The sequence below is a fragment of the Paenibacillus sp. Soil750 genome, assembly GCF_001428045.1.
Classification (GTDB): Bacteria; Bacillota; Bacilli; order Paenibacillales; family NBRC-103111; genus Paenibacillus_E; species Paenibacillus_E allorhizoplanae.
The window spans coordinates 217,611-243,545 of record NZ_LMSD01000040.1 but is presented as its reverse complement, the minus strand read 5'-3'; the positions used below and the strand labels follow the sequence as shown (position 1 = coordinate 243,545).

22 protein-coding genes are annotated in these 25,935 nt (G+C 49.2%); 11 read left to right on the top strand and 11 right to left on the bottom strand.

Going from position 1 to position 25,935, the window contains the following annotated elements:
- Positions 1–73 precede the first annotated feature (73 nt).
- Positions 74–1,858, top strand: coding sequence for an ABC transporter ATP-binding protein (locus ASL11_RS28515; RefSeq protein WP_056622792.1), 1,785 nt, complete (start codon positions 74–76; stop codon positions 1,856–1,858).
- A gap of 408 nt (positions 1,859–2,266) precedes the next feature.
- Here ASL11_RS28515 and ASL11_RS28510 read toward each other — a convergent pair whose 3' ends face one another.
- Entirely contained in the window at positions 2,267–2,878 is a 612-nt protein-coding gene (locus tag ASL11_RS28510) for an FMN-binding negative transcriptional regulator (protein WP_056622314.1), read from the bottom strand.
- 204 nt (positions 2,879–3,082) lie between these two features.
- Between ASL11_RS28510 and ASL11_RS28505 the strand changes: the two genes are divergently transcribed.
- Entirely contained in the window at positions 3,083–4,060 is a 978-nt protein-coding gene (locus tag ASL11_RS28505) for a Gfo/Idh/MocA family protein (RefSeq protein ID WP_056622313.1), read from the top strand.
- Positions 4,061–4,126: 66 nt separating this feature from the next.
- On the opposite strand, the gene ASL11_RS28500 is transcribed toward ASL11_RS28505, so the two are convergent.
- On the bottom strand, positions 4,127–5,614 hold the full coding sequence (locus ASL11_RS28500) for an MDR family MFS transporter (RefSeq protein WP_235550605.1): 1,488 nt from the start codon (positions 5,612–5,614) through the stop codon (positions 4,127–4,129).
- A gap of 117 nt (positions 5,615–5,731) precedes the next feature.
- On the opposite strand from ASL11_RS28500, the gene ASL11_RS28495 reads away from it, so the two are divergent.
- Positions 5,732–6,271, top strand: coding sequence for a PadR family transcriptional regulator (locus ASL11_RS28495; RefSeq protein ID WP_056622311.1), 540 nt, complete (start codon positions 5,732–5,734; stop codon positions 6,269–6,271).
- A gap of 21 nt (positions 6,272–6,292) precedes the next feature.
- Here the strand turns inward: ASL11_RS28495 and ASL11_RS28490 are convergent, their stop codons facing one another.
- A complete protein-coding gene (locus ASL11_RS28490; protein WP_056622309.1) occupies positions 6,293–6,778 on the bottom strand; it encodes a hypothetical protein in 486 nt (161 codons plus the stop codon).
- 190 nt (positions 6,779–6,968) lie between these two features.
- Between ASL11_RS28490 and ASL11_RS28485 the strand changes: the two genes are divergently transcribed.
- Positions 6,969–7,643 carry a response regulator transcription factor gene (locus ASL11_RS28485; RefSeq protein WP_056622307.1) on the top strand — a complete coding sequence of 225 codons (675 nt, stop codon included), beginning with the start codon at positions 6,969–6,971 and terminating at the stop codon, positions 7,641–7,643.
- On the top strand, positions 7,640–8,785 hold the full coding sequence (locus tag ASL11_RS28480) for a HAMP domain-containing sensor histidine kinase (protein ID WP_235550604.1): 1,146 nt from the start codon (positions 7,640–7,642) through the stop codon (positions 8,783–8,785). Before ASL11_RS28485 ends, ASL11_RS28480 begins: the two co-directional genes overlap by 4 nt.
- A 550-nt stretch (positions 8,786–9,335) precedes the next feature.
- On the opposite strand, the gene ASL11_RS28475 is transcribed toward ASL11_RS28480, so the two are convergent.
- From ASL11_RS28475 to ASL11_RS28465, 3 genes are all read right to left on the bottom strand, one after another.
- Entirely contained in the window at positions 9,336–9,707 is a 372-nt protein-coding gene (locus ASL11_RS28475; protein ID WP_063795711.1) for a DUF2500 domain-containing protein, read from the bottom strand.
- Positions 9,708–9,761: 54 nt separating this feature from the next.
- Positions 9,762–10,205 carry a hypothetical protein gene (locus tag ASL11_RS28470; protein WP_056622305.1) on the bottom strand — a complete coding sequence of 148 codons (444 nt, stop codon included), beginning with the start codon at positions 10,203–10,205 and terminating at the stop codon, positions 9,762–9,764.
- 177 nt (positions 10,206–10,382) lie between these two features.
- The gene (locus tag ASL11_RS28465; RefSeq protein WP_056622303.1) at positions 10,383–11,459 is read right to left on the bottom strand and encodes a M42 family metallopeptidase; all 1,077 of its coding nucleotides are present in this window, start codon (positions 11,457–11,459) and stop codon (positions 10,383–10,385) included.
- Between the two features lie 161 nt (positions 11,460–11,620).
- Here ASL11_RS28465 and ASL11_RS28460 point away from each other — a divergent pair, with 161 nt between their 5' ends.
- Both ASL11_RS28460 and ASL11_RS28455 read left to right on the top strand, forming a co-directional pair.
- Positions 11,621–12,346 carry an MBL fold metallo-hydrolase gene (locus ASL11_RS28460; RefSeq protein ID WP_056622301.1) on the top strand — a complete coding sequence of 242 codons (726 nt, stop codon included), beginning with the start codon at positions 11,621–11,623 and terminating at the stop codon, positions 12,344–12,346.
- 18 nt (positions 12,347–12,364) lie between these two features.
- A complete protein-coding gene (locus ASL11_RS28455) occupies positions 12,365–12,943 on the top strand; it encodes a TetR/AcrR family transcriptional regulator (RefSeq protein WP_056622299.1) in 579 nt (192 codons plus the stop codon).
- A 487-nt stretch (positions 12,944–13,430) separates the two neighbouring features.
- Here ASL11_RS28455 and ASL11_RS28450 read toward each other — a convergent pair whose 3' ends face one another.
- Positions 13,431–14,102, bottom strand: coding sequence for a DNA-3-methyladenine glycosylase family protein (locus ASL11_RS28450; RefSeq protein WP_235550603.1), 672 nt, complete (start codon positions 14,100–14,102; stop codon positions 13,431–13,433).
- Positions 14,103–14,263: 161 nt separating this feature from the next.
- Between ASL11_RS28450 and ASL11_RS28445 the strand changes: the two genes are divergently transcribed.
- From ASL11_RS28445 to ASL11_RS28430, 4 genes are all read left to right on the top strand, one after another.
- Positions 14,264–16,264, top strand: coding sequence for a GTP-binding protein (locus ASL11_RS28445; RefSeq protein ID WP_056622295.1), 2,001 nt, complete (start codon positions 14,264–14,266; stop codon positions 16,262–16,264).
- A 187-nt stretch (positions 16,265–16,451) separates the two neighbouring features.
- A complete protein-coding gene (locus ASL11_RS28440) occupies positions 16,452–17,030 on the top strand; it encodes a glycerol-3-phosphate responsive antiterminator (RefSeq protein ID WP_056622293.1) in 579 nt (192 codons plus the stop codon).
- Positions 17,027–18,535, top strand: a complete 1,509-nt coding sequence (gene glpK / locus ASL11_RS28435; protein WP_056622291.1) for a glycerol kinase GlpK — start codon at positions 17,027–17,029, stop codon at positions 18,533–18,535. Before ASL11_RS28440 ends, glpK begins: the two co-directional genes overlap by 4 nt.
- A gap of 135 nt (positions 18,536–18,670) precedes the next feature.
- Complete coding sequence (locus ASL11_RS28430) at positions 18,671–20,428, top strand: glycerol-3-phosphate dehydrogenase/oxidase (RefSeq protein ID WP_082595909.1); 1,758 nt, start codon at positions 18,671–18,673, stop codon at positions 20,426–20,428.
- Between the two features lie 262 nt (positions 20,429–20,690).
- Here ASL11_RS28430 and dgoD read toward each other — a convergent pair whose 3' ends face one another.
- The 4 genes from dgoD to ASL11_RS28410 are packed head-to-tail and all read right to left on the bottom strand — an operon-like array spanning position 20,691 to position 25,905.
- Positions 20,691–21,839, bottom strand: a complete 1,149-nt coding sequence (gene dgoD / locus ASL11_RS28425) for a galactonate dehydratase (RefSeq protein WP_056622288.1) — start codon at positions 21,837–21,839, stop codon at positions 20,691–20,693.
- Between the two features lie 23 nt (positions 21,840–21,862).
- The gene (locus tag ASL11_RS28420) at positions 21,863–22,510 is read right to left on the bottom strand and encodes a bifunctional 4-hydroxy-2-oxoglutarate aldolase/2-dehydro-3-deoxy-phosphogluconate aldolase (protein ID WP_056622286.1); all 648 of its coding nucleotides are present in this window, start codon (positions 22,508–22,510) and stop codon (positions 21,863–21,865) included.
- Positions 22,511–22,534: 24 nt separating this feature from the next.
- Entirely contained in the window at positions 22,535–24,151 is a 1,617-nt protein-coding gene (locus tag ASL11_RS28415) for a response regulator transcription factor (RefSeq protein WP_056622283.1), read from the bottom strand.
- Complete coding sequence (locus ASL11_RS28410; RefSeq protein WP_056622281.1) at positions 24,148–25,905, bottom strand: sensor histidine kinase; 1,758 nt, start codon at positions 25,903–25,905, stop codon at positions 24,148–24,150. The genes ASL11_RS28415 and ASL11_RS28410 overlap by 4 nt, the downstream gene beginning before the upstream one ends.
- Between the last annotated feature and the right edge of the window lie 30 nt (positions 25,906–25,935).

Below are 25,935 nucleotides of genomic sequence, written 5' to 3'. Positions count from 1 at the left end.
CATATCCATTGGTAGATAACAACGTACACACGGAATCACATCCGATCGGGTAAAGGAGTAGAGATAGATGGCTATGAAGACAAAGAACGAACAACCGAAACAAAAAAGCAACTGGCGAGGATTCTTCCGCTTGATGATGAGTGCGAATCCGCCTAAGCTTTTATTAAGTATTGCATTGGGGTTAAGTGTGATTGCCACACTGGTGTCGTTGGTGATCCCGCTATTCACGAAAAATGTGGTTGATAACTTCTCGATCTCATCCCTAAATTGGTGGCAAATTAGCGGGATGGCTCTTGCGTTCATCGCATCGGCTGTAGCTTCTGGTGTAGCTACGTATCTTCTTAACTATTCAGGTCAGCGCGTAGTGGCAGGTATTCGAGATCGCTTGTGGAAGAAGCTGCTTGTGCTGCCAGTCCGGTACTATGACAACAATCAAACAGGAGATACCATCTCTCGGATGACGAACGACACCGCGATTATTAAAGGGCTCATTGCTGAGCATACCGCGGGCTTTATTACAGGCAGCATTTCCATTATCGGGTCTATTATTGTGCTCTTATATATGGATTGGAAAATGACACTTATCATGTTCAGTATATTCCCGATTGCTTTTCTTATCCTTTTTCCATTAGGTATGCAAATGTACAAAATTTCTAAAGGCATGCAAGCCGAAACAGCCAACTTCACGTCTGTGTTGAATCGGGTTTTATCAGAAATTCGCTTAGTGAAGGCTGCTAATGCAGAGCCTGTGGAATACAAGGAAGGCAGTGCAGGGATCCAGACGTTGTTCAAATTTGGGCTAAAAGAAGGCAAAATTCAAGCACTGATGTCGCCGCTGATTATGTTCGTCATGCTGATGATGTTCGTCGTCCTATTCGGTTATGGCGGCACACGTGTAGCGTCTGGTGCGATATCTGCGGGGCAGTTAGTGGCCTTCATGCTGTATTTATTCCAAATTGTGATGCCGATAACGCAGATTACACAATTTTTCACGCAAACGCAGAAAGCGATGGGCGCAACGGATACCATTCTTAAGGTGTTGGATCATGAAGAGGAGGATCCGCATGCAGGTTTACAAGTCAAAGATGCTTCCCAATCCCTGCATTTCGAAAACGTATCGTTTGGATATAAAGAAGGCGAATCAGTTCTCAAGGATGTTAGTTTTACAATGGAATCGGGTAAGGTTACCGCGATTGTAGGCCCGAGCGGAAGCGGGAAGACAACGATGTTCTCGTTGCTGGAGCGTTTTTATTCGCAGCAAGAAGGTAACATCTCGCTAGGCCAAGAAAAGATTGGTCAGTACTCGCTTGTCTCCTGGCGCAGCCAGATCGGCTATGTATCGCAGGAAAGTCCGCTCATTGCGGGGACGATACGGGATAATATTTGTTATGGCTTGCAGCACGAAGTGACGGAAGAGGCGCTGAAGCGGGCTTCCGAGATGGCCTATGCGGATGGCTTCATTGAAGAACTTCCGCAGAAGTATGATACGGAAGTCGGAGAGCGCGGGATTAAGTTGTCAGGCGGACAACGCCAACGGATTGCTATTGCCAGAGCGCTGCTGCGCGATCCGAAGATTCTCATGTTGGACGAAGCCACATCGAGTTTGGACAGCAAGTCAGAGGTCGTCGTTCAGCAAGCCCTGCAGAATTTGATGCAAGGACGTACAACGCTAGTCATTGCCCATCGGTTATCCACGGTTGTGGACGCAGATCAGATCGTGTTCCTCGATAAAGGTGTCGTCACCGGCCGCGGCACGCATCAAGAGCTCATCGAATCGCATGAGATGTATCGCGAATTTGCAACGCAGCAGTTGCAGATACAAGAACAGCTGATTGCGGAGCATTCACCTATAGCATAGGGAAAGTGAATAGAAACGAGCAGAACGACTTTACTTAGTCGCTCTGCTCGTTTTTCATTTCTTTGCGATATTGGCCAGGGGGTATGCCGACCACCTTTTTAAATTCGGGAGAAGTTCTGAGCGTTACTATATTGTAGCCGCCACCGTTTCCATCGTTAATCAAATGGTTAATAGGTTTGCGCAGGAGGAGCCTAGATGCCTTGTTTGGTTGAAATCGGCTGAAATCGAATCCAACGGGAACGTAGATGCGCTAATTGGCCGATTTTCGTTATTTATTGCTTTTTTCGGCAAAATAGCGCATTGTAGTTCCCCTCCCATGATGATTTGGCCTATTATTCAACAATTAGGACATCCTCGTTCCCTTTCGAGGGAGGACGTTAGGGACGGTCCTTTTGTTCATTCACAGTGTTAGGAACCGCCTAGGTTTCCTTTCATAAGTGCGGCAATCTGCTGCTCCTGATCTCCCTTAAGTTCCAATTCTCGAATAATGCGCTCTTGGCGCTCGACCGGCTGATTCTGGCTGAGCTTGGCCTTGCCTTCGATGCTGGAAATCGAGAGCCGGAAGGCTTGTATCCCTTTGCTCAGCCCCGCAATAAAGTGAGGATCAACGCTGTCTAAATCATACCGGCTGTCTGCCCCTTCATACTTGCTTGTTAGCTGCCGTAAGACGCGTAAAACTTCTTGATCGTCGTGAATGAGCTCGATCTTGCCATACACATGAACGGCCGTATAATTCCACGTTGGGACAGCGGCAGGCGTTCCATACCAGGAAGGCGAGATATAGCAGTGGGGACCTTGGAAAATCACCAAAATCTCCTGCCCCTCGATATCCATCCACTGTGGATTAGATCGAGCGAAATGCCCATATAGGCACTGCTCTTCTGAACTCAACATCAAGGGGATATGCGTCGCGAAGGGGCGATCCTGATGATGGGAAACGACCGTAGCGAAGCTATGTGCTTTGATGAGGTCATACATCTCCGACAGCACTTCTATTCTAAAATGGGAGGGTATATACATGGCTGCACCTGCTTTGTCTTAGCATTTTAGCAATAGTATAGCAGTCGCTATGGTACATAAAAAGTGCCAATTAGTTCGGTTTTGAATAGACCGCTTTGGATGATCTTGCCTATAGGTTCATGTTGCATACGAATGCTGTACAGGAGGTCACAACCCTGATGTCGAATACCTAACCAACTACGCAATTCAAGAGGAGGCAATAGAATGGAAAAGGTTCGTTGGGGAATTATCGGCTGCGGTGACGTGACGGAGGTCAAAAGCGGCCCAGCCCTGCAGAAGGCAGAAGGCTCGGAACTAGTCGCTGTTATGCGCCGCAATGGGGCACTAGCAGAGGATTATGCGAAGCGGCATGGTGTGGCAAAATGGTACGATGACGCCGCGGCGTTAGTCAACGATCCAGATGTAAATGCGGTCTACGTTGCAACGCCGCCAGGATTCCATCATGCATATACCTTACTCGCTGCCAAAGCAGGAAAGCCTGTCTACGTGGAGAAGCCGATGGCTAGGAATCACGCAGAGTGTCAAGAAATGATCTCCGCTTGTGAAGAAGCCGGCGTACCTTTATTTGTGGCGTATTATCGCAGAGGGCTCCCTAAATTCGTGGAAATCAAGCGTCTGATTGATAGTGGAGTGATCGGTGAGGTACGCTTCGTACAATCAACGTACCTACAACCGATGAGAGATTATGAAGAAGGATTAGAACCGTGGCGCATTCAGCCTGAACTGTCAGGTGGCGGTCTATTTGTGGACTTGGCAAGCCATGCATTAGATATCCTTGATTATTTGTTGGGGCCGATCGGAGAGGTTAAAGGCTTCGCAAGCAATCAAACCGGCAAGCAAAAGGTCGAAGATATCGTGACAACGAGCTACGCATTTGAATCTGGTGTGATGGGTACAGGGGTATGGAGCTTCAATGCCTTCACACGCCTAGATTTGAATGAGATTGTGGGTAGCCTTGGCAAACTATCGTTCTCTACGTTTAGTGGCGATCTGCGCATTGAAACCGCTGATGGCGAGGTTCAAGAACTGACGATTCCCAACCCTCCACACGTTCAACAGCCGCTGATTCAGAAGATTGTTGATGATCTTCGAGGCATCGGGCAAAGTCCTAGTACGGGTGTAACAGCCGCACGTACCAATCGTGTGATGGACGAGCTGTTGCGCGATTTCTACCGCGCTTGAGAATAAACGAAAACCCCAGCCTAATGTGAATGTCATCACATCGGACTGGGGTTCTTTATTCATGCATTAGGCTTTCGGGCTCGGCGTTGCTACAATAGGAGCAGGTGCCGACGCTGAAGGATTGTCGGGTGCTAGGGAGCGCTTGTTAAGGAACAAGCTGAGCGGTAGCGCGACCAGCACAATAAATGTTGCAAGCAAGTATACGTCATTGACACTCATCGTGAAGGCGTGAGTACCAATTTGCACTTTGTCCGTCATCCCGCCGGTAGCAAGATCCTTGCTATGTGTTACGGTTTGGGACGATAAAACGGAAGTGAATAGGGCGATCGCGAAGGATCCGAATACGTTACGAACCCAGTTATTAATAGATGTGGCATGGCCAGAAAGAGTTCTCGGAATTTGCTCCATCCCTGCATTACTTGCAGGCATCGTAGCGAAGGCAATCCCGACGTTTCGAACGATCATCCAGAAAACAATATAGCCGCGTGATACGTCTGTACTTAACCAACTGAGTGTGAGCGTACCAATCGCGATTAACGAAATACCGATAAAAATTAGAATACGAGGCCCGACACTGCTATATAGCTTGCCTACGATTGGCATACATAGTGCCATCACGAGGGAGGCAGGTAATAGAATTAAACCTGTATCCAATGGAGTTACGTGCTGAATGTTTTGCAAGAAAATCGGTGTCAGGAAGGTACCTGAGTACAAGCTTATCGTAACAATACTGGAAATAATGAGAGATAGCGTGTAACGTGAGTTTTTCAACACACGGATGTTCAATAAAGGTGAATCAGCCTTGAGCTCTCTCCAAATAAACAGCAGAAGAACTAGGAATCCTGTTGCAAATAAACCGATAACACGACCTGATGACCATCCCCAAGCATGGCCTTGCGAGAAACCAACGAGCAACGCAAGACTGCTGACAACGACAGTGAGTAAGCCGATTAAATCGAATCTTTTTGGAACAGAAAGACGGTAATAAGGGATTAATTTGAAAACGAGAATAATAGCAACAATACCGACAGGTACGTTCATGAGGAACAACCAGTGCCAGCTCCAATTTTGCAATAACCAACCGCTCAATGTAGGACCGATTGCTGGCGCCATCATAGCAGACAAGGACCAAAGTGAAATCGCGATCGGTTGCTTATCACGCGGGATAACTTGATACACAATAGTCATGGTAGCCGGCATAATCAGACCGCTGAAAGCCCCTTGAATAATACGGAAAGCAATCAGTGATGAAGCGTCCCATGCTAAAGCGCATAGGAGTGAAAATACGGTAAAACCAATCAACGCAATGGCGTATAATCGTTTGTAGCTGAATTTCTCCCCGAAATACCCTGTAATCGGAGCGATTGTACCACTTGCGAGCATGAAACCAGTAATCGTCCATTGGATTTTGCTCAAATCTGTATGGAAATGATCACTAAGAATCGGTATCGCGATATTAATCGTACTCATACTTAGAATCGAAACGAACGATCCGAAGAAGATAGCGATCATAATTGGCCAGAAGCGCACTTGCTGTAACTCATCCTTACTCAAAATAATGCCTCCACTCTATCATTGATCTTAAAGATAGTATTCTCTATAATTTTGAATGAAAATCATCATACTACCGAACTGTTTATATGTCAATAATGACATAAAGGAGGAACGCTATTGAATACCCTTTCATATGGATTATTAAGCCTTTTAACCAAAAACTCCCGCTCGGGGTATGAGCTTATGCAGCATATTCAGCCTTTTTGGTCAGCCAAACATAGCCAGATCTACCCACTCTTAGCACAATTAGAGCAAAAGGGGCACGTCGCCTTCGTACATGTTCCTCAATCGGATAAGCCGGATAAGAAAGTCTACTCCATCACGGAGCAAGGGAAGGATGCTTTACGGGGCTGGATTGCTGAGCCAACGGATGAACCCGTGACGAGAGATGAGCTTTCCCTTAAGGTGTACTGCATCGGTTTAGTGGATAAAGAGCAGGCGAGGAAGATGCTCGCAGTACGCGAAGTATATTATAAGAAGAAAAAAGAGCGATTCAACCTCCTGATGGATAAGATCCAACAAGGAAGTGAGAAACCGCTCGATCAATTAGAAATTGGTGATGATGCATTCGGCATGTATGTATTGGTACATAAAGCCACAATGAAGGTAGATACGGATTTGTACTGGTGTGAGTGGATGAAGGAGAAATTGAAGTGATTCGAAGTATTTTTAGTGAACCTAACTGCCGATTTCCTGAATGACCGTTTGGATTTTCTGCAGACGAATGTATTCGGACTTCTCTAATTGCGGTCGGAAATAAGCGTACAGATAGGCCGCATCCTCGAACGTCAAGGCGGGATAGCAGACAACCTCTTGCACCACGAGTGGATTATCCATGATAACCTGCCATTCTCCAGCTCTCTCTGCTTGAGGGATATTCGCGAAAATGTGTTTCTTGGCAGCTATGGTACTTTCGAGCTCTGGCCAAATCTTCTCCCAAGATGGGCTGAAATCAACGGGTTCAGGGAAAAGTCGCTTCGCTTTCGCAACCGAATGTTCCACGGTATCCATTTCTGTGTCACCCGCGGCTTTGATCGCATCCGTGAGACTGTCGAGTAACCGCCTGAAACCTGCGAATCCTTCCGAGAGTACCTCGCGCCTAAATAGGGCTTCCGCTTCCGCGGTAGTCAGCTTGTTGAAATCCGCCAATGTGTTATTTGTCATACAGGCCACAACCCCCCAAACTGTTCCTTTTCCCAAATTTATCATAAAATATTTTCCAAATAAAGCCCTTTCATTTTTTAAAATAGGCTTTTGGTTTAAATTCAGTTTATATTGCTCCTTTATGCTAATTTCTATCATATCCACAGTCTATATGCAGACAATAACATCAAGAAGTGAGGATGAATGAATCATGGCACCCATTATGATCGTAGATGATGATCCGTATATTCGTGAGCTTGTCCGCGTGTTCATGATGAACGAGGGCTTCGATGTCGTTGAGGCCGAAGATGGCGTCGAAGCGCTCAAGAAGCTGCAAACCGTCCAAGTCGATATGGTTATTCTCGATGTGATGATGCCGAACATGGACGGATGGAAGCTGTGCGAGGAGCTTAGAGAGCATTATGATTTGCCGATACTCATGCTAACGGCCAAAGGAGAAACCGCCCAGAAGGTCAAGGGCTTCGAGCTTGGTGCAGACGACTACCTCACCAAGCCCTTCGAGCCGCTTGAGCTGGCGATGCGAGTGAGAGCGCTGCTGAAGCGCTACAAAATCGCTTCCTCGCAAACGATTCAGGCTGGCGATTTAAGTATGAATCGCAAAACTTATGAAGTCACCGTTGGCGCAGAGAGCATCACGCTGCCGCTTAAGGAATTCGAGCTGCTCTACAAGCTCGCGAGCTATCCTGGCAAAACCTTCTCGCGCGATCAATTGATCGAGCAGATTTGGGGATTTGACTACGAAGGAAATGAACGTACGGTTGATGTGCATATAAATCGGCTGCGTGAGCGATTTCCTGAGGAGCGGCACGCTTTTCGCATCGCTACAATTCGAGGCTTGGGCTATCGGCTGGAGGTGCTGAAATGAATCATCGGCACAGAGCAGAGAGAAGAGAGCGGAGAGAAAGACAGAAGAAGCGGAGAATGAGCCAGAATAATAAGCAGTCCATTCTCCAACGAATAGGCGGCTTCTTTTTTGGCTTAGGGATATTTATTCTTATTATCGTGTATTGGTTAGCTGCCTTCTATGGCACGGAGTATCTCTACGAGCATCTGGGGAAACGCCCTGCGGAAGTCATCGTGCAATTGATCAACTGCATTGGAGGCATGTTCTTCTGGGGGATTACTATGGCCATTCTTGGCCAATTTATGCGGAAGCATCAGTTGATTTTCTTCCAAAGTTTGAATCAAGCGATCCGCAGCATGTCGAGAGGGGATTTCAATGTGTTGGTAGATAATAACCCGCGGAATGGGCCTTTCGTGGAGTTAGCGGAGTCCATCAATCAAATGGCGACTGATCTCGGGCAATTAGAGAAAATGAGGCAGGAGTTTATTTCTAACGTCTCACATGAGATCCAGTCGCCATTAACGTCCATTAGCGGATTCTCCCGCGCACTGCAGAATGATCAGCTGTCGCCGGAGGAGCGTAAGCATTATTTGACCATTATTGAAACGGAAAGTGTACGGTTATCCAAGCTCAGCGAAAACTTGCTGAAACTGACTTCCTTGGAGTCGCAGCATCATCCTTTCGAACCGAAAAGCTATCGTTTGGATAAACAGCTGCGCAATCATATCCTCGCTTGTGAGCCGCAGTGGGTAGATAAAGATATTGAAATGGACATCGAGCTTGATCCTGTAACCGCCGAGGCCGATGAGGATTTGCTCAGCCAAGTATGGACGAATCTCATCCACAACGCAGTGAAGTTTGTACCTGTTGGCGGAACGATTCGTGTTCGAGTGGTCAGTAACGGAGATGAGGCTGTAACGCGGATTTCGAATAATGGGCCTAGCATTCCGGAAGAGGATCAGACGCATATATTCGAACGATTTTACAAAGCAGATAAATCTAGAAATCGCATGGCAGGCGGCAATGGGCTGGGCTTGTCGATCGCGAAGAAAATCGTGGAGATGCATCATGGATCGATCACAGTGGAGAGCGGGATGGAAGAACTGACGTCCTTCATCGTCCGATTACCGATTGTTCAGAAGGCTCAGCTACCCAACATATAACATCATGTGAACGCAAATAGAGGCCCCCGCTTATCCATGATAACCGGAGGTCTCTATGAGTCATTTTGCCTATTCAATTGTTCTTCCACACACTCCGTTCCCCGAAAATTCGTAAGTCAGTTGCTGCAATCGATACGTTCGCCTCAAAGTTAAAGTGTCCTTTCCTCTTAGTTAATTGCCCATTTAATCAACCATACGACAAGTCCCTCACTTCTGTTCCTTTCCTAGAATGATGACCTGCCTGATCTGATTTCCCGCATGCTGGATGAACGAGTGGGACGTTCCTGCACTCGCTTCTTGTCGTTTAGAACGCAAGTGAGTAGCATGCTTCGCTAACGTGGCCCAATGGACTATCCCCTCTCCTAGAAGTTAATAATAAGGCTCTTCGTTGATTCTGCACCGTATGGTGCAGGTTGTCCTCTCTGTCTGCCTTGGATTTATAATAGCCCATTATTAAAATATTGTAAATATTCAGATTATTCAAATATCTGCCTGGATATGCCTATTTTTTTGTTTTTCCTTCTAAATGCTTACGTATTCGTGGAATTGCTCACATTGCTTTCTTACGTTCGAATTCTTTGAAACGAGTGCCTTGAAAAGTTAAATTCCCTACGTCCCCCTCGACCATATGGCCAAACTGCTGCCTGCCTATCCATAGTTCCATTCTGCTCCGGTCTTCAAACTCAAAAGTAACAAAGTAAGAGGTATTCGAATCTAAATTACTGGTGTTTCCCGAGAGTTGTATCCGTTTGGCAACAACCTTACAAAATCGATCTTGAATGGGTGCATTGTTATTGGATGTCCAGACCGAAAGGGATTTGATAATAATGAATAGAAAGATGCCAACCACGAGAATAAGGATGAGGATGAAGAGGATAAGGACAAGCGTGCTTAAAGCTCCTTCATTTAACCCAGCTAGCACAAGTAAGCACTCCTTCGCAGTATTGATAGAATAGGTGAATCGACCTTCTCCTAGCTAGAGGAAACGTTTGACAAAACGATAGCCGGTTTCATGAAAGCCGATGGGCGGTCGTGCGCTTCGGGACATGTCAGTGGATTCTTCATCAGTCAACCACATCATGCCAGAGCAGTTATGATCACTTGCCAGCTGTTCGGCATAGCTTCTCAATTGTGCCAATGGTGCTTGGTTACTATCGGGATCTTGCTTATAGGAAATAACCGAAATTTCACTAAATGTTACATCGTGTGCGGCATGATCTCTGCGGATACGAAAGCTTAATGTACCGAGAATCCGATTCTTTTCTTCATAGACATATAGCAATTCGTCTGGGTTGCCGCGCATGTTATGCAGCCTATTTTCAATATGTAAAGGGGAAATCAGTTTGCCAGTCAGATGAGAAACGAGTGAACTAATTGCTGATGTATCCTGGGGTGTTGCTTCACGAATGCATGTAGTCATGGGTATCCTTCTTTCTAATAACAAGTTATATTGCTAATTGTACCATATATTGGAACATTAGTTCTATATTTATGAAAAAAATGTCAATTTTTTACGTTTAAGAACAATGTTTAATGAAATGCCAAAAAAGCGTAGCAAGAATTCATCTTGATACGCTTTTTTGGTTATAAACAACACTTAGGCTTGTGAAAGAATGGTGTTTAACGTTGTGCGATCGCTGGCCTGCACTAACTTGATCAGCAATTCCTTGGCCGCGGCGTAATCATCCACGTGAAGAATCGACGCAGATGTATGAATGTAGCGCGCACATACCCCGATCACAGCGGATGGAATCCCGCTGCCTTGTACGTGCACCTGTCCGGCATCCGTTCCGCCTTGCGAGATGAAGTACTGATAGGGGATCTTATGCGTTTCCGCCATATCCAGAATGAACTCGACCATCCCACGGTGGGTAATCATCGTGGGATCGAAGATCCGCAGCAGCGCCCCGCGCCCTAGCTGCCCGAAAGCTTGGCGGTCGCCGGTCATATCCCCGGCGGCACTAGCATCGAGCGCGTAGAACAAGTCCGGCTGAATCATATTCGCAGCCGTTCTTCCACCGCGCACTCCGACCTCTTCCTGTACGGTGGCTCCCGCGTACAGGACGTTCGGGAGCTTCGGCCCGCCGTGAAGCTCCTTCAAGAGCTCAATCGCGAGGCCGACGCCGTAGCGATTATCCCAAGCTTTGGCCATAATCCGCTTCGGATTGGCCATGGGCGTGAACGGGCAGATCGGCACGATCTGCTGCCCGAGCTTGATGCCGATGGCGATGGCATCGGCCTTGTCTTCCGCGCCGATGTCAATGTACATCGTCTTAATGTCTGCCGGCTTGCTGCGCGCAGCCTCGTCCAGCAAGTGCACGGGAACGGAGCCGATCACACCGATGATCGGTCCGTTCGCCGTCATAATCTGCACGCGCTGCGCGGGCAGGACTTGACTGAACCAGCCGCCGAGCGGCTGGAACTTGACCGTGCCGTGCTCGGTGATGCCGGTGACGAGGAAGCCTACCTCGTCGAAGTGGCCGGCAACCATGATGCGCGGTCCTGTCTCGTCGCCGCGCACAACCCCGAAGAGGCTGCCGAGCGCGTCCTGCACGAACTCATCGGTATATTTGGCTAACTCGCCGCGTACAAATGCACGGATATCTCGCTCAAAGCCAGGCGCAGCTTGCATTTCGGTTAACGTTTTAAAAAGTGCTAAAGTTTCAGTGTTCATTAGGTAACCTCACTCACTTTATATGGACTGTAGGACAAATATGAGAACTATTTTACCACAGTCTAATAAAGAACACGCAGACAAATACAGAGAAGCCTATTTACAAAACTAATGATATTAGTTATTATACTAATATAAATAGTTAATTGGAGGCGTTGAACATGAAAATAACGCGAATCGGACATTTGTATCAGCTGGCTTTTATGCCGAGGTTTTTCCCAGTGAATTGTTACTTGGTGGAGGAAGAATCTGAATTAACCTTAATTGATGCGGCTTTACCATTCAGTGTGAAAGGTATCCTACAGGCAGCGAAGCAAATTGGGAAGCCGATTACACGCATCGTGCTGACTCATGCTCATGGCGATCATATTGGTGCCTTAGATGGTTTGAAAAAAGAATTGCCTCATGCACAAGTGTACATCTCCAGAAGGGATGCGAAGCTGTTGGCAGGCAACGTGGAGCTGGAGGCAGATGAGCCTCAAACGCCAATTAAAGGCGGCATTCCAAAAGGGATTCAGACGAAGCCTGATGTGCTGCTGGCAGATGGGGATCGGATTGGGTCCTTGCAAGCTTATGCAGCCCCTGGGCATACACCTGGTTCCATGGCTTTCCTTGATGTGCGGAGCCGGGCGTTGATCGCTGGAGATGCGTTCCAAGTGCGAGGCGGAGTAGCGGTATCAGGTGTGGTAAAGTTCTGGTTCCCATTCCCAGCGATGGCGACGTGGAGTAAGGAAGCTTCATTGGCAAGTACGCGCAGATTGAGGCAGCTAGCGCCAAGCTTATTGGCAGTCGGACATGGACGAATGATTGAACAACCGGCAGCGGTGATGGATGCAGCACTGGAAGAAGCATCGGCGAAATTTCAGGGCGCTTCAGCGATAATCTAGAATAAAAAGGGGTATAAAATGGCTACTCGACAAGGATTAGATGCAGAGACGGTCCTGCAGGCGGCGATAGAGCTTGCAGATAAACAAGGGATTGAACAGCTTTCGCTTGCTGCACTAGCGACCAAACTAACGATCAAAACACCTTCCCTCTACAATCATATCAAGGGCTTGCCCGATCTGCGAAAGCAGCTCTCTAAGCGAGGTCTTCTCCTCGTGAAAGAAACGATGATCGAAGCCGTAATTGGTAAAGCTGAGGATGAAGCCTTGCTGGCTGCGGGTGTGGCTTATGTGGATTTTGCTCGGAAGCAGCCAGGTTTGTATGAAGCGATCTCAGCGCTGCCTGATTATGAAGACCCAGAGCTGAAAGAGGTCGGCGCTGGGGTTGTGAGCTTCTTACTGCGCATCCTTGCGCCTTACGGACTCAGTGAAGAGGATGCGCTGCATGTGGTGCGCGGTTTTCGGAGCATGGTGCACGGATTCGCCTCGCTCGAGCATCGGAATGGCTTCCGCATGGGGCTAGATCGGGATGAGAGTTTGCGTCGGTTATTGCAGACGTATTTGCGGGGGCTGCGAGCGGATACAGGGCGTGAGAAGTAGCGTGTTGCTTACTCTCCTACATCTCCTCTTACTTGCACCTTACCAGGAAGCCGCACCGCGAACTAAATGGAAAACATACAGCTAAGTTAGGCGTATTTCATGAAATTGGACGAATATCTGGGAAACATACAGCTAAAATGGCCTGTTTTGGTGATATGGCGAGTTTGGGCGGAAATTACCTACAGGAAATCCAGCTATTTCTCGCTTTCGGGTGATAATCAGCAGAATTAGCTACTTAAAATCCAGTTAAATTTGTTGATGTGCGTCGGGGGCGAAGTTAGGATGAATGAGGTAGGGGGAGCTAGTATTAGCGATTGAAGTAAAGTGAGAACGGTAATTAGAGTAGGTAATTGTAGTAATTGCACCAAGCAACGTGAGTGAGAGTGAGTGCAAGTGTGTCCTGTTGGACGGCTTGCGCTTTTTTGCATGCCTGGGGAGGCGAGCTTGGTCCCATCACTCCCCCAGATTCAGTAGGAGCTAAGCATCTCTACGCCTGCATCGGTTTTTCACAAGCTTCCACTGGCAGGCCAGAATCAACGAGGCCTGTATCGATGGCGCGCCACAAATAGAGCGAGCCGAAGCTGCGATAAGGTGCCCAGCCTTCGGCGGCGACGGCTAAGTAGTTTTTATCCGGGCGCTCGGGAAGCGCATGCAGCCAGCGGGCTGCACGCTGAAGGCCAGCATCGCCGAGCGATAGAATGTCGGGTCGGCCTAAGGTGAAGAGGAGAAACATTTCAGCGGTCCATACGCCGATGCCTTTGACGCTAGTCAGCTGCTTCAGAAGTTCTGTGGTATCTACATCCTGCAACTGATCCAACATGACTTCACCGCTCAGCACCTTGGTGCTAAGGTCGCGGATGTAGCGGATTTTGGGATAGGAGACACCGCATTGGCGGATGGATTCCTCATCTGTTGCGAGAACATCCTCTGGTGTAATGGAAGGGATGATTTGTTTAACTCTGGTTTTAATCGTTAATGCGGCTTTGGCAGAGAGTTGTTGTGAAATGATCGACATGACGAGAGACTCATAGGGACGAAAGCTCGGTGTAAGTGTGAGTTCACCGATGAGCTCGATCAACCTAGCTAATTTCGGGTCGGCTTGAGATAACGCGATGATGGCAGGGTGCTGGTTATGAAGTTGAATGGTAGTAGTAGGCACGGTAGGCTGGTGCATAGCAATTCCTCCTCTGAAAAATCATGTCCAAACGGCGCATTCTCGCTACATATCCTCTCAAGATGAGAGAATTGGGTGGCTTATCCAAATTGACTCTCTTTGAGTATAATAGAAGAAAGAATGAAAGCCAAAGGGGCACGGAAGGCATGACGGATGTAAAAAACATAAAGTCGAGAAGAAACGTGGGGATTTTCGCTCACGTGGATGCGGGGAAGACGACAACTACGGAGCATTTATTATATCTAAGCGGGCGTATTCGCGCGCTAGGCAGTGTAGATAGCGGGACGGCACAGACGGATTCTCTGGACGTGGAGCGTGAGCGGGGGATTTCGGTTCGCAGCGCAACGACAAGTCTAGTGTGGCAAAATACATGGATTAATCTAGTAGATACGCCAGGTCACGTCGATTTCTTGTCGGAGGTAGAGCGCTCCTTGCGTGTGATGGACGGAGCGATTCTGATTATTTCTGCGGTGGAGGGTGTGCAGTCCCAGACGGAAATGATCTGGCATGCGCTGCAATCGCTTCGCATTCCGACTTTGCTCTATATGAATAAATTAGACCGTGTCGGCGCAGACCCCGAACGGGTCCTACAAGAAATTCATAAGCAGCTCACGGGGATGGCGGTGCCGATCTATGCGCCGCTAGGCCTTGAGGACACGTTCCGCGGCGCGCGGAACGTGCTGGACGACGCGCCGCCTGCAGTCGGCGCGCTCCCAGGATTCGACCTCGCAGCCGCGGTCGAAAAGCTCTCCGAGCTCGATGAGCCGCTGCTCACGAGCTACATTGAAGGTGCGCCCATCGCGGCGCACGACGTCAAAAACACCCTGCAGCGTTACGCGCGGCAGGGGGAGGCTTTCCCTTTGCTGGTCGGAGCCTCCAGCAAAGCCATCGGCATCGAGGAGCTGCTGGCAGCGATCCTCGATTACTTACCTAAGCCGCACGGCGATGCGGAGCAGCCGCTGTCGGCCGTGGTGTTCAAGGTCGAGCGCGACAAGACCATGGGGCGCATGGCGTACGTCCGACTCTACGAGGGGACGATTCGTAACCGGGACACCGTCGTCAATGCCACGCAGGGCGTGGAGGAGAAGGTGACCCAGATTCGCCGCATCGACGGGCGCAAAGCCGAAGATCTCGGCGTGGTCGCGGCGGGCGACATCGCGGCTGTCTGCGGCTTGACGCAGGTGCGGATCGGCGATGTGCTCGGCCGGCCGGACAGCGTGCCGCCTGCGCCGCGCATGGCGGTGCCGCTGCTGACGGTGCAAGTGCACGCCGAGAGCGATGTGCAGTATCCGGCGCTCGTCGCCGCCCTGCAGGAGCTCACGGATGAAGATCCGCTACTCGATCTGCAGTGGCTTCAGGACGAGCGAGAGCTGCACGTCAAAGTCATGGGCGCGATCCAGCTGGAGATTCTGACGAGTCTCTTGAGCTCGCGCTTCGGCCTCGCGGTAAGGTTCGACCAACCTTCCGTCATCTATAAAGAAACGCCTTCGCAAGCGGGCGAAGGCTTCATAGCTTATACGATGCCCAAGCCGTGCTGGGCGATCTTACGGTTTCGCATCGAGCCAGGTAGCCCGGGCAGCGGGCTCGTGTATGAGTCTCAAGTACGCGGCGAGCAGCTGCTCGTGCAGTACCAGAACGAGGTGGCGCGCCGCGTACCGGAGGCGCTGCAGCAGGGGCTCTTCGGTTGGGAAGTCACCGATATAAAGGTGACGTTGGTGGAGGGGGAGCACCACGTGTGGCACACGCATCCGCTTGATTTTGCCGTTGCGACTCCGATGGGCATCATGCAAGGGCTCGCGCAGACGGGCACGACGCTGCTGGAGCCGATGCTGCAAGTGCGCATCACTGTGCCAGAAGAGTTCGGCGGCAAGGTACTTAGCGACCTTGTGCAGATGCGGGCGAGCTTCGATGCGCCTAGCATAGCGGGAGGCCGATTCGTCCTAGAAGGGCGGCTCCCAGTGGCAACGTCGCTCGAATATCCCGTGAAGCTAAGCGCCATGTCGGGTGGGCGCGGCGTGATTACGTCCTCTTTTGCAGGCTATCAGCCAAGTCCGCCAGATGTTCATGCCGAACGTAAGCGGCGCGGTGTTAATCCGCTCGATCAGTCGAAGTATATTTTAGCAGTGAGAAAGGCCTTATCCAATTAAGCTTGGGGTGCATTATCGACCATTGACAGGGCATCCCTCCTTTGAGTAAAATACAGGTAAGTTAATAACATGTGACGGAGAACAGGAGACTCACTCGGATTGCCCTTTGAATATTGGAGGCAAATCTTGGTGAGTCTTTTTGTCATGGCGGTCATGTTCAGAAGTTCAGAAAATCGAGGTGAAGCGTATGTCGCTGCAGGAGCAGTGTATTTTACCAGCCATCCGTAAGATGAAGGATTTAGAGAAGCTCATGAAGTCGTCGTACACGTATATCGTGCTGCTCGACAGTCATATTGGTCAGCTCAAAAGTATTGTGGACCTAGGCCGAGCCCATGGGAAGAAGATGCTGCTTCATGCGGATTTGATCGAGGGGCTGAAAAACGACGAGTTCGCGGCTGAATTTCTGTGCCAAAGCATTCGCCCTGCGGGGATCATTTCGACGCGCGGTAATGTGATTACGAAGACAAGGCAGAATGGCTTGCTCGCGATTCAACGGCTTTTTCTGCTGGATAGCTCGGCGCTGGATAAAAGCTACACCCTGCTCGAACGCACACAGCCGGATTATATCGAGGTGATGCCGGGTGTCATTCCCCACATTATCAAAGAGGTGAAGGAGCGTTCGGGTATTCCGATTTTTGCAGGTGGACTGATTCGTTCCGTTGATGATGTGGAGCAGGCGCTTGGAGCAGGTGCGACAGCGGTGACGACCTCGAACCATGAGCTTTGGCAGCATTACGATGGCGTGACAAGGAGGCATAATCAATGACAACAACGGGATCCAAGCCCTCATATATCCTTTCCCTTGATCAGGGGACAACGAGTTCTAGAGCGATTTTATTTGATCAAAAAGGAAGTATCGTGCATACCTCTCAGCAGGAATTTAGGCAGTATTTTCCGAAGCCAGGCTGGGTAGAGCATGATGCGAACGAAATTTGGCTGTCGATTCAAAGTGTGATCGCAACGCTTCTATCTGAGACAGGAGTGCAGCCTACGGAGATTGCTGGAATCGGCATCACGAACCAACGAGAGACGGCAGTAGTGTGGGATAAGCATACGGGGATGCCGGTGTACCATGCCATTGTATGGCAGTCTCGCCAGACGGCAGATATTTGTGAAGAACTCAAGGCGCAGGGGCTTAACGACCTGTTTCGTGAGCGGACGGGACTACTCATTGATGCGTATTTCTCGGCGACCAAAATCAAATGGATTCTCGACCACGTTGATGGTGCTAGAGCGAAAGCGGAGCAGGGGGATCTGCTCTTTGGCACAATGGACACGTGGATCATCTGGAAGCTGACGGGCGGCAAAGCGCATGTTACGGATTATTCGAACGCTTCGCGCACGCTCATTTACAACATTCACGAGTTGAAGTGGGACGAGGAGCTGATGGGACATTTGGACATTCCCGCGGCGATGTTGCCGGAGGTTCGTTCGTCGTCCGAGGTGTATGGGCATACACAGGAAAGCCTGTTCTTCGGTGCTTCGATTCCGATTGCGGGCGCGGCTGGGGATCAACAGGCGGCCTTATTCGGCCAAGCCTGCTTCGAAAAAGGGATGGCTAAAAACACCTACGGCACAGGCTGCTTCATGCTGATGAACACAGGGAATCATGCGATTCCGTCGCGCAGCGGCCTTTTGACTACCATAGCTTGGGGCTTGAACGGGAAGGTTGAGTATGCGCTGGAAGGCAGTATTTTCGTGGCGGGCTCGGCGATCCAATGGTTGCGTGATGGGCTGCGAATGATTAAATCTGCGAAGGATTCCGAAGAATACGCCAAACGTGTCGTATCGACCGATGGTGTGTACGTGGTTCCTGCTTTTGTCGGGCTGGGGACGCCTTATTGGGATAGCGATGTGAGGGGCGCGGTTTTTGGGCTGACACGGGGGACGTCGAAGGAGCATTTTATCCGGGCAACCTTAGAATCTCTTGCGTATCAGACGAAAGACGTGTTGCAAGCGATGGAAGATGATTCGGGCATTGAGCTAACGAAGTTGCGGGTAGACGGCGGTGTGGTGAAAAATGACTTCCTCATGCAGTTCCAAAGCGACATGCTGGGTGTCACGGTTGAGCGTCCGGTTATCAATGAAACGACAGCGTTAGGGGCGGCCTATTTGGCTGGTCTAGCGGTTGGTTTCTGGCAGGATCAGGCGGAAATCGCGGCGCAGTGGCAGGTGGATCGGGCTTTTGAGCAGGAAATGGCAGCAGATTTGCAAGAAAAGTTATACAGCGGGTGGAAAAAGGCGGTAAATGCCGCAATCGCTTTTAAATAAATGCATACAGTGTTATACTACACCTAACAAGTTCATATTCGGTTGGAGACTAGGAGAAACCACAGCGGACCTTAACGTGCAAACGTGATAGGTATGTTGTGGTTTTTTCATATTCATAAAAAGGGAGAGATTGGCATGACGACAGGAATAATGGAAGCTGGACAACATAAACGGGTTGATCAACATAAACAATTCAGTGGTTTAAAAAGAAAAGAGACGCTGGAAGCTATGGCGCAGCAACAATTCGATATGATCGTGATCGGCGGAGGGATTACCGGCGCGGGTATTGCGCTGGATGCGCAAAGTCGCGGACTTCGCACGGCGTTGATTGAGATGCAGGACTTTGCTTCGGGAACATCGAGCCGTTCGACGAAATTGGTGCATGGTGGACTGCGGTATTTGAAGCAGCTGGACGTAAAAGTTGTAGCAGAAGTAGGTAAGGAACGGGCGATTGTGTATGAAAATGGCCCTCATGTGACGACACCGGAGTGGATGCTGTTGCCTTTCTATAAAGGCGGGACTTTCGGCAAGCTGTCTACGTCACTCGGCTTAAGAGTTTACGATTTCTTGGCGGGGGTCAAGCGTTCGGAACGACGCAAAATGTTCAGCCCTAACGTGACTTTGCAGCACGAACCTTTGCTTAAGAAGAAGGATCTCAAAGGCGGCGGTTACTATGTGGAGTATCGTACGGATGATGCGCGGCTGACCATTGAAGTTATGAAAAAAGCAGTGGAGCTCGGCGCGATGGCGGTGAATTATGCCAAGGTTGAGGAATTGATCGTCAAGGATGGGACATTGGTTGGGGTACGGGTTGTGGATCAGTTGGCTGGAGCGGGTGGAACAGATGTAGGGACAGAACGGAAAGATCAAACCGCGTCCTACACGCTGTCTGCGAGTAAAATCGTGAATGCGGCGGGGCCGTGGGTGGATACACTTCGCGAAATGGACCGCTCGAAGCAGGGGAAAACGTTGCATTTGACCAAAGGGGTGCATTTGGTTTTTGATCAGAGCCGATTCCCTCTGGGGCAGGCAATTTATTTCGATACGCCGGACGGGCGGATGGTGTTTGCGATCCCGCGCGATGGCAAAACCTATGTCGGCACGACCGACACGAACTACAAGGGGGATATTGCGAATCCCCGTATTACTTTGGCTGATCGCGCCTATGTGCTCCGTGCCGCGAACGAGATGTTTCCGTCCCTCGGTTTGACGGAGGCCGACGTTGAATCGAGCTGGACCGGGCTGCGCCCGCTGATCCATCAGGAGGGCAAGGACCCTTCCGAAATTTCGCGGCGCGACGAAATTTTCGTGTCGGCATCCGGCCTCATTTCGATGGCCGGGGGCAAGCTGACCGGCTACCGCAAAATGGCGGAGTCGGTCGTGAATCAGATCGCCGCCATGCTGGTGGCGGAGGGCAAGGTCTCGGCGGCGCTCCCGCCGAGCAGCACGAAGACGCTGCCGATATCCGGCGGCGATGTAGGCGGCTCCGCGCAGCTGGCGCCGTTCTTGCGCAGCAAGGTCAGCCAAGGCCTGCGGCTGGGGCTGACCGAGCCTGAGGCGATGCTGCTCGCGCAGCGATACGGGTCCAACGTGGACACCGTATTCGCGCTGCTGGAGCAGCACAGGGGTGAGGCGGAGCGGCGGGGTATGCCTGCCGCGGTGCTCGCTGCGCTCGTGTACGCGATCGAGCGCGAGATGGTCGTTAAGCCGGCGGATTTCTTCATCCGCCGTACGGGAGCCCTCTTCTTCGACATCGCGTGGGCAAGGCAGTGGAAGGCTGCGGCGACGGCCTTCCTGGCGGAGCGCTTCGGCTGGAGCGAAGCGCAAACAGCGGCTTACACCGCCGAGCTGGAGCAGATGCTCCATGAGGCGGTTCATCCGCTGGAGGCTTAATCCGTTGATATAAGCTTTCCATCACACAAACGTGTTCCATGTCATTAGCTACCGGAACTGCAAATAGAATAACTGGAATTTCTGTTGCTATTTTAGCCGAAATGGCCCTTTCTAGGGAATTAACTGGAAGTTTTCCAGCTATTGCATCGATGTTAGCATATCAAGACCTCTAGGTGTCATTCCAAAAAAATAAGTCGTTCTACAATTCCTGAAGGAATGTAGGACGACTTATTTGTGCTTGTTAAGGGTGAAACTCCCTCTCCTACCACTCCGCCACTGTACCATCGTCTTGGCGCCAAATTGGATTCTTCCAATTGTGCCCGATGGCCGCCATTTCGCGGACCTTGTCTTCGTTGATTTCGATCCCTAGACCGGGAGCGGTTAAATTCTTCACGAAGCCATTTTCATATTGGAACACGGAAGGATCTTTCAAGTAATCCAGCAGATCGCTACCTTGATTATAATGAATGCCCAGGCTTTGCTCCTGAATGAACGCGTTAGGCGAACAAGTATCCAGTTGCAGACAAGAAGCTAAAGCTATTGGACCTAACGGGCAATGCGGTGCGATAGCAATGTCATAGGCCTCAGCCATGGCGGCAATTTTCCGGGTCTCTAAGATACCTCCAGCATGCGAAAGATCAGGTTGAATGATATCTACGATGCCTTGCGCCAACAGTTCTTTAAAGCCCCAACGCGTATACATGCGTTCTCCCGTGGCGATGGGACACGACGTATAGCGAGCGATTTCCTTCAGTGCCTCATTGTTTTCAGGCAGAACGGGCTCTTCAATGAACATCGGGCGATAAGGCTCGAGCTCTTTTACGATGATTTTGGCCATCGATTTATGAACGCGACCGTGGAAGTCGATGCCGATGCCAACATCTTTGCCAACGGCTTCGCGGACGGCCGCGATTCGGGCAATGGCTTCATCTACTTTGCGGATCGAATCAATATAATGAAGTTCTTCCGTAGCATTCATTTTCACCGCGGTGAAGCCAGCTTGGACTTGCAGCTTAGCAGCTTGGCCTACATCACTCGGGCGGTCTCCGCCGATCCAGGAGTAGACACGTGTGCGGTCACGGCAGGCACCGCCTAATAAATCGTATACAGGGGCGTTGTAGAATTTGCCCTTAATGTCCCATAGTGCTTGTTCGATCCCAGATATCGCACTCGAAAGAATGGGGCCTCCACGATAAAAACCACCGCGGTATAGCACTTGAAACATATCTTCGATTCGCATCGGATCCTTCCCGATGATATGGTCGCTCATTTCCATTACGGCTGCTGCCACCGTATCGGCTTTCCCCTCAACGACAGGTTCTCCCCATCCTGTAATGCCTTCATCCGTTTCGATTTTCAAAAACAACCATCTTGGCGGTACTTTGAACAGTTCTAGTTTCGTAATTTTCATGGTATGCTTCCTCTCCCTGTACCTTAGAATGTTTGAAAGTTCACTGCATGTACGGCCGCCATGAGCTGCTCGGCGTAAGTAGTAATCGCACTGTAATTACCTTGTTGAATTTCGTGAAGCGCTACCAAATTTCCTCCTATACCTACGGAGGAGGCGCCAGCTTGCAAATAAGAAGGCGCATTTTCTTTCGTTATCCCTCCGACTGCGAGGATATTGAGTTCATTTAGAGGACCTCTGAGCTCTTTCAAATACGAAGGACCTAAGCTCGAGCAAGGAAAAAGTTTAACGATCGGAGCGCCGTAATTCATGGCCTGCACGATTTCGGTTGGAGTCATGGCACCTGGCATCGGAGTTACTTGATGCGCTAGGGCCGTCTCGATCATGCCTTGATCCACATTCGGGGATATAAGGAACTCTGCGCCGGCGTGTATGGCTTCTACGGCTTTACTCGCATTAAGGACTGTCCCAGCTCCAATGATCATGCGGCCATCATACTTTTCACGCATGTGATCTATGATTTGGAGCGCATTCGGTGTATTCAAAGTTACTTCTGCAAGCTGAATCCCCCCTGCAGCAAGTGCCTCGAATAGAGGGGGCGCCTGCGTGAGTTCAATTCCCCGAATGATGGCAATAACTTTGGACTGATGTAACGTGTTTAAGACGTTTGGCATAGCGCTGCTCATCCTCCCTTCTGATTAAGAATATTGATCGCGATACTCCTGAGGGGTCATTCCGTAATGCTTTTTGAAAGCATGATTAAAGGAGTGCGGACGTTGGTATCCGAGCTGCGTAGCAATTTCGTAAATTTTATCGTGACCGTTTTTTAACAGATAGGAAGCTTTATCCATACGTACTCGATTGACGTAGTCGCTTAGATTATCGCCAGTTTCCAACTTGTAAATTTTAGACACATAAACAGGGTGCAGATACACGTGATCCGCAATTGATTGCAAGGAGACATCGCTGGCCAGATGCAGATCAATGAAAGAGCGAATGTCATTAATTAGGGTGACCCGGCTATCTTTTCTCTCCTGATCCATATCCTCCATCATCCGATGTAAGGAGCGAATGGACCATTCCCGTAATTGATTCACGCTGCGAAAGGGAATGCCTTCCGTCATTTTCTCGTAGTCCCCGCCAATGAGCTGATGCAAGGGTCTGCCGTTTTTATGAGCAATGTAAGCAAAAGCGGATGCAACCGAGAAGTAAACCTCCAGCAGGTGCTCTTGGGACTCCGAGAACTTCGCTTCCATTTCATCGAAAATCAATGAAAGCTTCTCTTCGGTATCTTCCCAGCGGGCTGCCTCCAAGAGATGATTGAGTGTAGGAGGTTCATACAGCTTCTGCAAAGCGGAAAGCTCCGTTTGGGCGGAGTCTTCACCGAGCACCATTAATAATTCATGTTCGCTCCCAATCCGCTTACGAAAGGCACTCAGAGAGGAGTTATATAAGGTTGTAATATCACCAGGAAACTCCCCCCAACTGCTGAGCAGAATGGAGATTTTGCCCTTCAAATAATTGTTCACGGCGGATTGGAGGACAGCAGCTGTTCGTTCAAGCCAAGCAGGGTCTTCCTTCTCGGTAGTAAAAAGCTTCCGTTTCATGATGAAAACCAAATAGTCATGTGCATCTTTCGTAGACCAGCTGTCGAATTTCTCGGCAAATAATTCCTCAACCATATTACTGATGGCATATTCCATTAAGGAGAGACGTCCCATATCATATTCAAGGAAGTCAGATTCAAGTCGAATCATCATACATACACAAGTCTGTTCATGAAAATCAGGGAGTTCCAGCATATGCATTTTCTCTTGGAGCGATTGCTCAGAAAGTTTGCGTCCCTGAAGGAGATCATTCAGCAAGTTTCCTCTTAGTAGAGGCAGGTTTTCTTTAAATGTGTAAGTAAGCCGCTGGGTGGAGATGACTTCTTGCCATTCCTTCTGAAGCTTATCCATGACCCGGCCAACCGTAGCCAGCAGATCCTTCTCTGTAACAGGTTTTAATAAATAATCCTCCGTACCTTGAAGGATAGCTTCTTTGGCATAGTTGAAATCAGAGTAACCCGATAAGAGAATACACTTCGTTTTCTGCCATCTGTCCTTGATTTCAGCAATTAGCTCCAAGCCAGTGATCCCTGGCATTTGAATGTCTGTAATGACGATATCAATGGAAAATTGCTCAAGCAGCTCCAACGCTTCTTTACCTGAATAAGCTTTGAAAATTTGTTCGATACCCAGCGACGCCCAGTCAATCGTGGCGTGCAGCCGATCTACAACATGCGCTTCATCATCAACAATGAGAAGTTGAATCATGGTCTTCTCTCCTGAGCAGCTGGAAGAGTTTCCTGCTGCTTCTCACGCTTCCAAGTCAACACAGCCTTCATGCCCCCATCTTCTCCTAATTGAAAAGTCAGCCCCGATCCTTCTCCGAATTGATAAAATAGCCGATGATGAATATTCCATGTACCACAGCCAATGTCATCGGACATTGGTTGCTCCAGCTGTTTCGATAGCTGAGTGAATTGCTCTTGGTTCAGACCAGGGCCGTTGTCCTCGACAATCACTCGGTTCCAGTCCCCATCTTGCTCGCCTTTGATGGTGATGCGGTCACTTTCCATACTGCGTTCAATGCCATGAATAATGGCGTTCTCCACCAAAGGTTGGAGAATTAGCCTAGGAACCGATTCGTTCAACATGTCATCCGGAATGCATATCTCATACACTAACCGATGAATACGCAGTTGCTGAATGTTTAAATAGTGAATAACGAAATTCACTTCTTCCTGCAGCCGAACGATTTGTTTCTCGACTCTTGTTGTATACCGATAAAACTCGGCTAAATTTTGTGACATAGCCACAACGGATTCCTTATCATCCATCTCAGCTGAATTGATAATGAAGAATAACGAATTGTACAGAAAGTGCGGATGGATCTGTGACTGCAGCTGCTTCAAAGTGGCTTCGCGCGAGCGTATTTTCTCCGCATAAACATCTTCAACCAGCACTTGAATTTGCGTCGCCATTTCATTAAATCGTTGAATGAGGAAATCAAATTCATTCTTGGCTTTGTAGTCAATGCGTGCCGATAGGTCGCCTCTTTTCACCTTCTGCACACTTTGAATCATCTTGCCGATAGGAATTTGAACATTCCGATACAAGATAAAAGAAGCTAACACACTCAACATGAGCAAAAGTCCGATCGATATGTAAAACAATTTGCGGGTCATGGTAATAGGAGAGAGTATTTTCTGAACGGGCACATAGTCTACCAAATACCAATTTAATTGCGTTGATTTCACATAACTGACCAAATACTGCTGTTTGTCGATTTTTATTTGCATTTGGCCGGAGAGCGGTAGCGTAGATCCCGTTAGTTGCTCTCTGATAGAGCTCGTAATGTACGAATCTGAAGAGCTGTTGAGAATCAAGGATTGCGCATCATCCACCAAAAACGGATCGCTTCGTTTATCTTTCTTATACACATCCAGCAGCTGAACCATATTCTGTACACTAAATCTCACTTGATAAAGCACATTGGTTTGATCCACAATCTGCGCACGAATGGGCTCACTAACTTCCCTAATGAACGATCCGACACCTTTGTCACCTTCACGTACTTCATAGGTCCATGTTCTCTGAATCGGCCTATGCCAAGGCCATGTGTCGGTACCATTTACGAAGATGCTGGAGGATAGCACTTGCTTTCCTTTGGGAATAGCTATCGTGAGTTCATTTACCCAACCGCTGGAGACACTTTGCAGGCTAAGCTTTTGGATGATGCGCGATTGTTCCTTCAGCATGTCATAATCCGGCGAATCGTTCTTATCGATGTACTCTCTCACATAGGGGTCACTTCCCAAAATCACGGGAGACATCGCTAATCGCTCCACATCTGCATCCAGCTGGTGCATAAAAAAAGACAGTTGGTTCAAATTGGACGATTGAATCTGATCTTGAACGACGTTGTTTGTAATTCGATTCGTATAACTGTAGAGCAGGACAATGGGAATCAGTAGCAAAACCAACAGAATTAAAATTTTGCTGAAAATATTCAATTTATAGGGCATACGAAATCACCTTCCACGTATCTGCTAAGC

What these genes read in the sequence shown, in the direction of transcription:
- ASL11_RS28515 (WP_056622792.1), top strand. Translation starts at nt 74, where the DNA reads ATGAAGACAAAGAACGAACAACCGAAACAAAAAAGCAACTGGCGAGGA.
- ASL11_RS28510 (WP_056622314.1), bottom strand. Translation starts at nt 2,878, where the DNA reads ATGTATATACCCTCCCATTTTAGAATAGAAGTGCTGTCGGAGATGTAT.
- ASL11_RS28505 (WP_056622313.1), top strand. Translation starts at nt 3,083, where the DNA reads ATGGAAAAGGTTCGTTGGGGAATTATCGGCTGCGGTGACGTGACGGAG.
- ASL11_RS28490 (WP_056622309.1), bottom strand. Translation starts at nt 6,778, where the DNA reads ATGACAAATAACACATTGGCGGATTTCAACAAGCTGACTACCGCGGAA.
- ASL11_RS28485 (WP_056622307.1), top strand. Translation starts at nt 6,969, where the DNA reads ATGGCACCCATTATGATCGTAGATGATGATCCGTATATTCGTGAGCTT.
- ASL11_RS28480 (WP_235550604.1), top strand. Translation starts at nt 7,640, where the DNA reads ATGAATCATCGGCACAGAGCAGAGAGAAGAGAGCGGAGAGAAAGACAG.
- ASL11_RS28470 (WP_056622305.1), bottom strand. Translation starts at nt 10,205, where the DNA reads ATGACTACATGCATTCGTGAAGCAACACCCCAGGATACATCAGCAATT.
- ASL11_RS28465 (WP_056622303.1), bottom strand. Translation starts at nt 11,459, where the DNA reads ATGAACACTGAAACTTTAGCACTTTTTAAAACGTTAACCGAAATGCAA.
- ASL11_RS28460 (WP_056622301.1), top strand. Translation starts at nt 11,621, where the DNA reads ATGAAAATAACGCGAATCGGACATTTGTATCAGCTGGCTTTTATGCCG.
- ASL11_RS28455 (WP_056622299.1), top strand. Translation starts at nt 12,365, where the DNA reads ATGGCTACTCGACAAGGATTAGATGCAGAGACGGTCCTGCAGGCGGCG.
- ASL11_RS28445 (WP_056622295.1), top strand. Translation starts at nt 14,264, where the DNA reads ATGACGGATGTAAAAAACATAAAGTCGAGAAGAAACGTGGGGATTTTC.
- ASL11_RS28440 (WP_056622293.1), top strand. Translation starts at nt 16,452, where the DNA reads ATGTCGCTGCAGGAGCAGTGTATTTTACCAGCCATCCGTAAGATGAAG.
- glpK (WP_056622291.1), top strand. Translation starts at nt 17,027, where the DNA reads ATGACAACAACGGGATCCAAGCCCTCATATATCCTTTCCCTTGATCAG.
- ASL11_RS28430 (WP_082595909.1), top strand. Translation starts at nt 18,671, where the DNA reads ATGACGACAGGAATAATGGAAGCTGGACAACATAAACGGGTTGATCAA.
- dgoD (WP_056622288.1), bottom strand. Translation starts at nt 21,839, where the DNA reads ATGAAAATTACGAAACTAGAACTGTTCAAAGTACCGCCAAGATGGTTG.
- ASL11_RS28420 (WP_056622286.1), bottom strand. Translation starts at nt 22,510, where the DNA reads ATGCCAAACGTCTTAAACACGTTACATCAGTCCAAAGTTATTGCCATC.
- ASL11_RS28415 (WP_056622283.1), bottom strand. Translation starts at nt 24,151, where the DNA reads ATGATTCAACTTCTCATTGTTGATGATGAAGCGCATGTTGTAGATCGG.
- ASL11_RS28410 (WP_056622281.1), bottom strand. Translation starts at nt 25,905, where the DNA reads ATGCCCTATAAATTGAATATTTTCAGCAAAATTTTAATTCTGTTGGTT.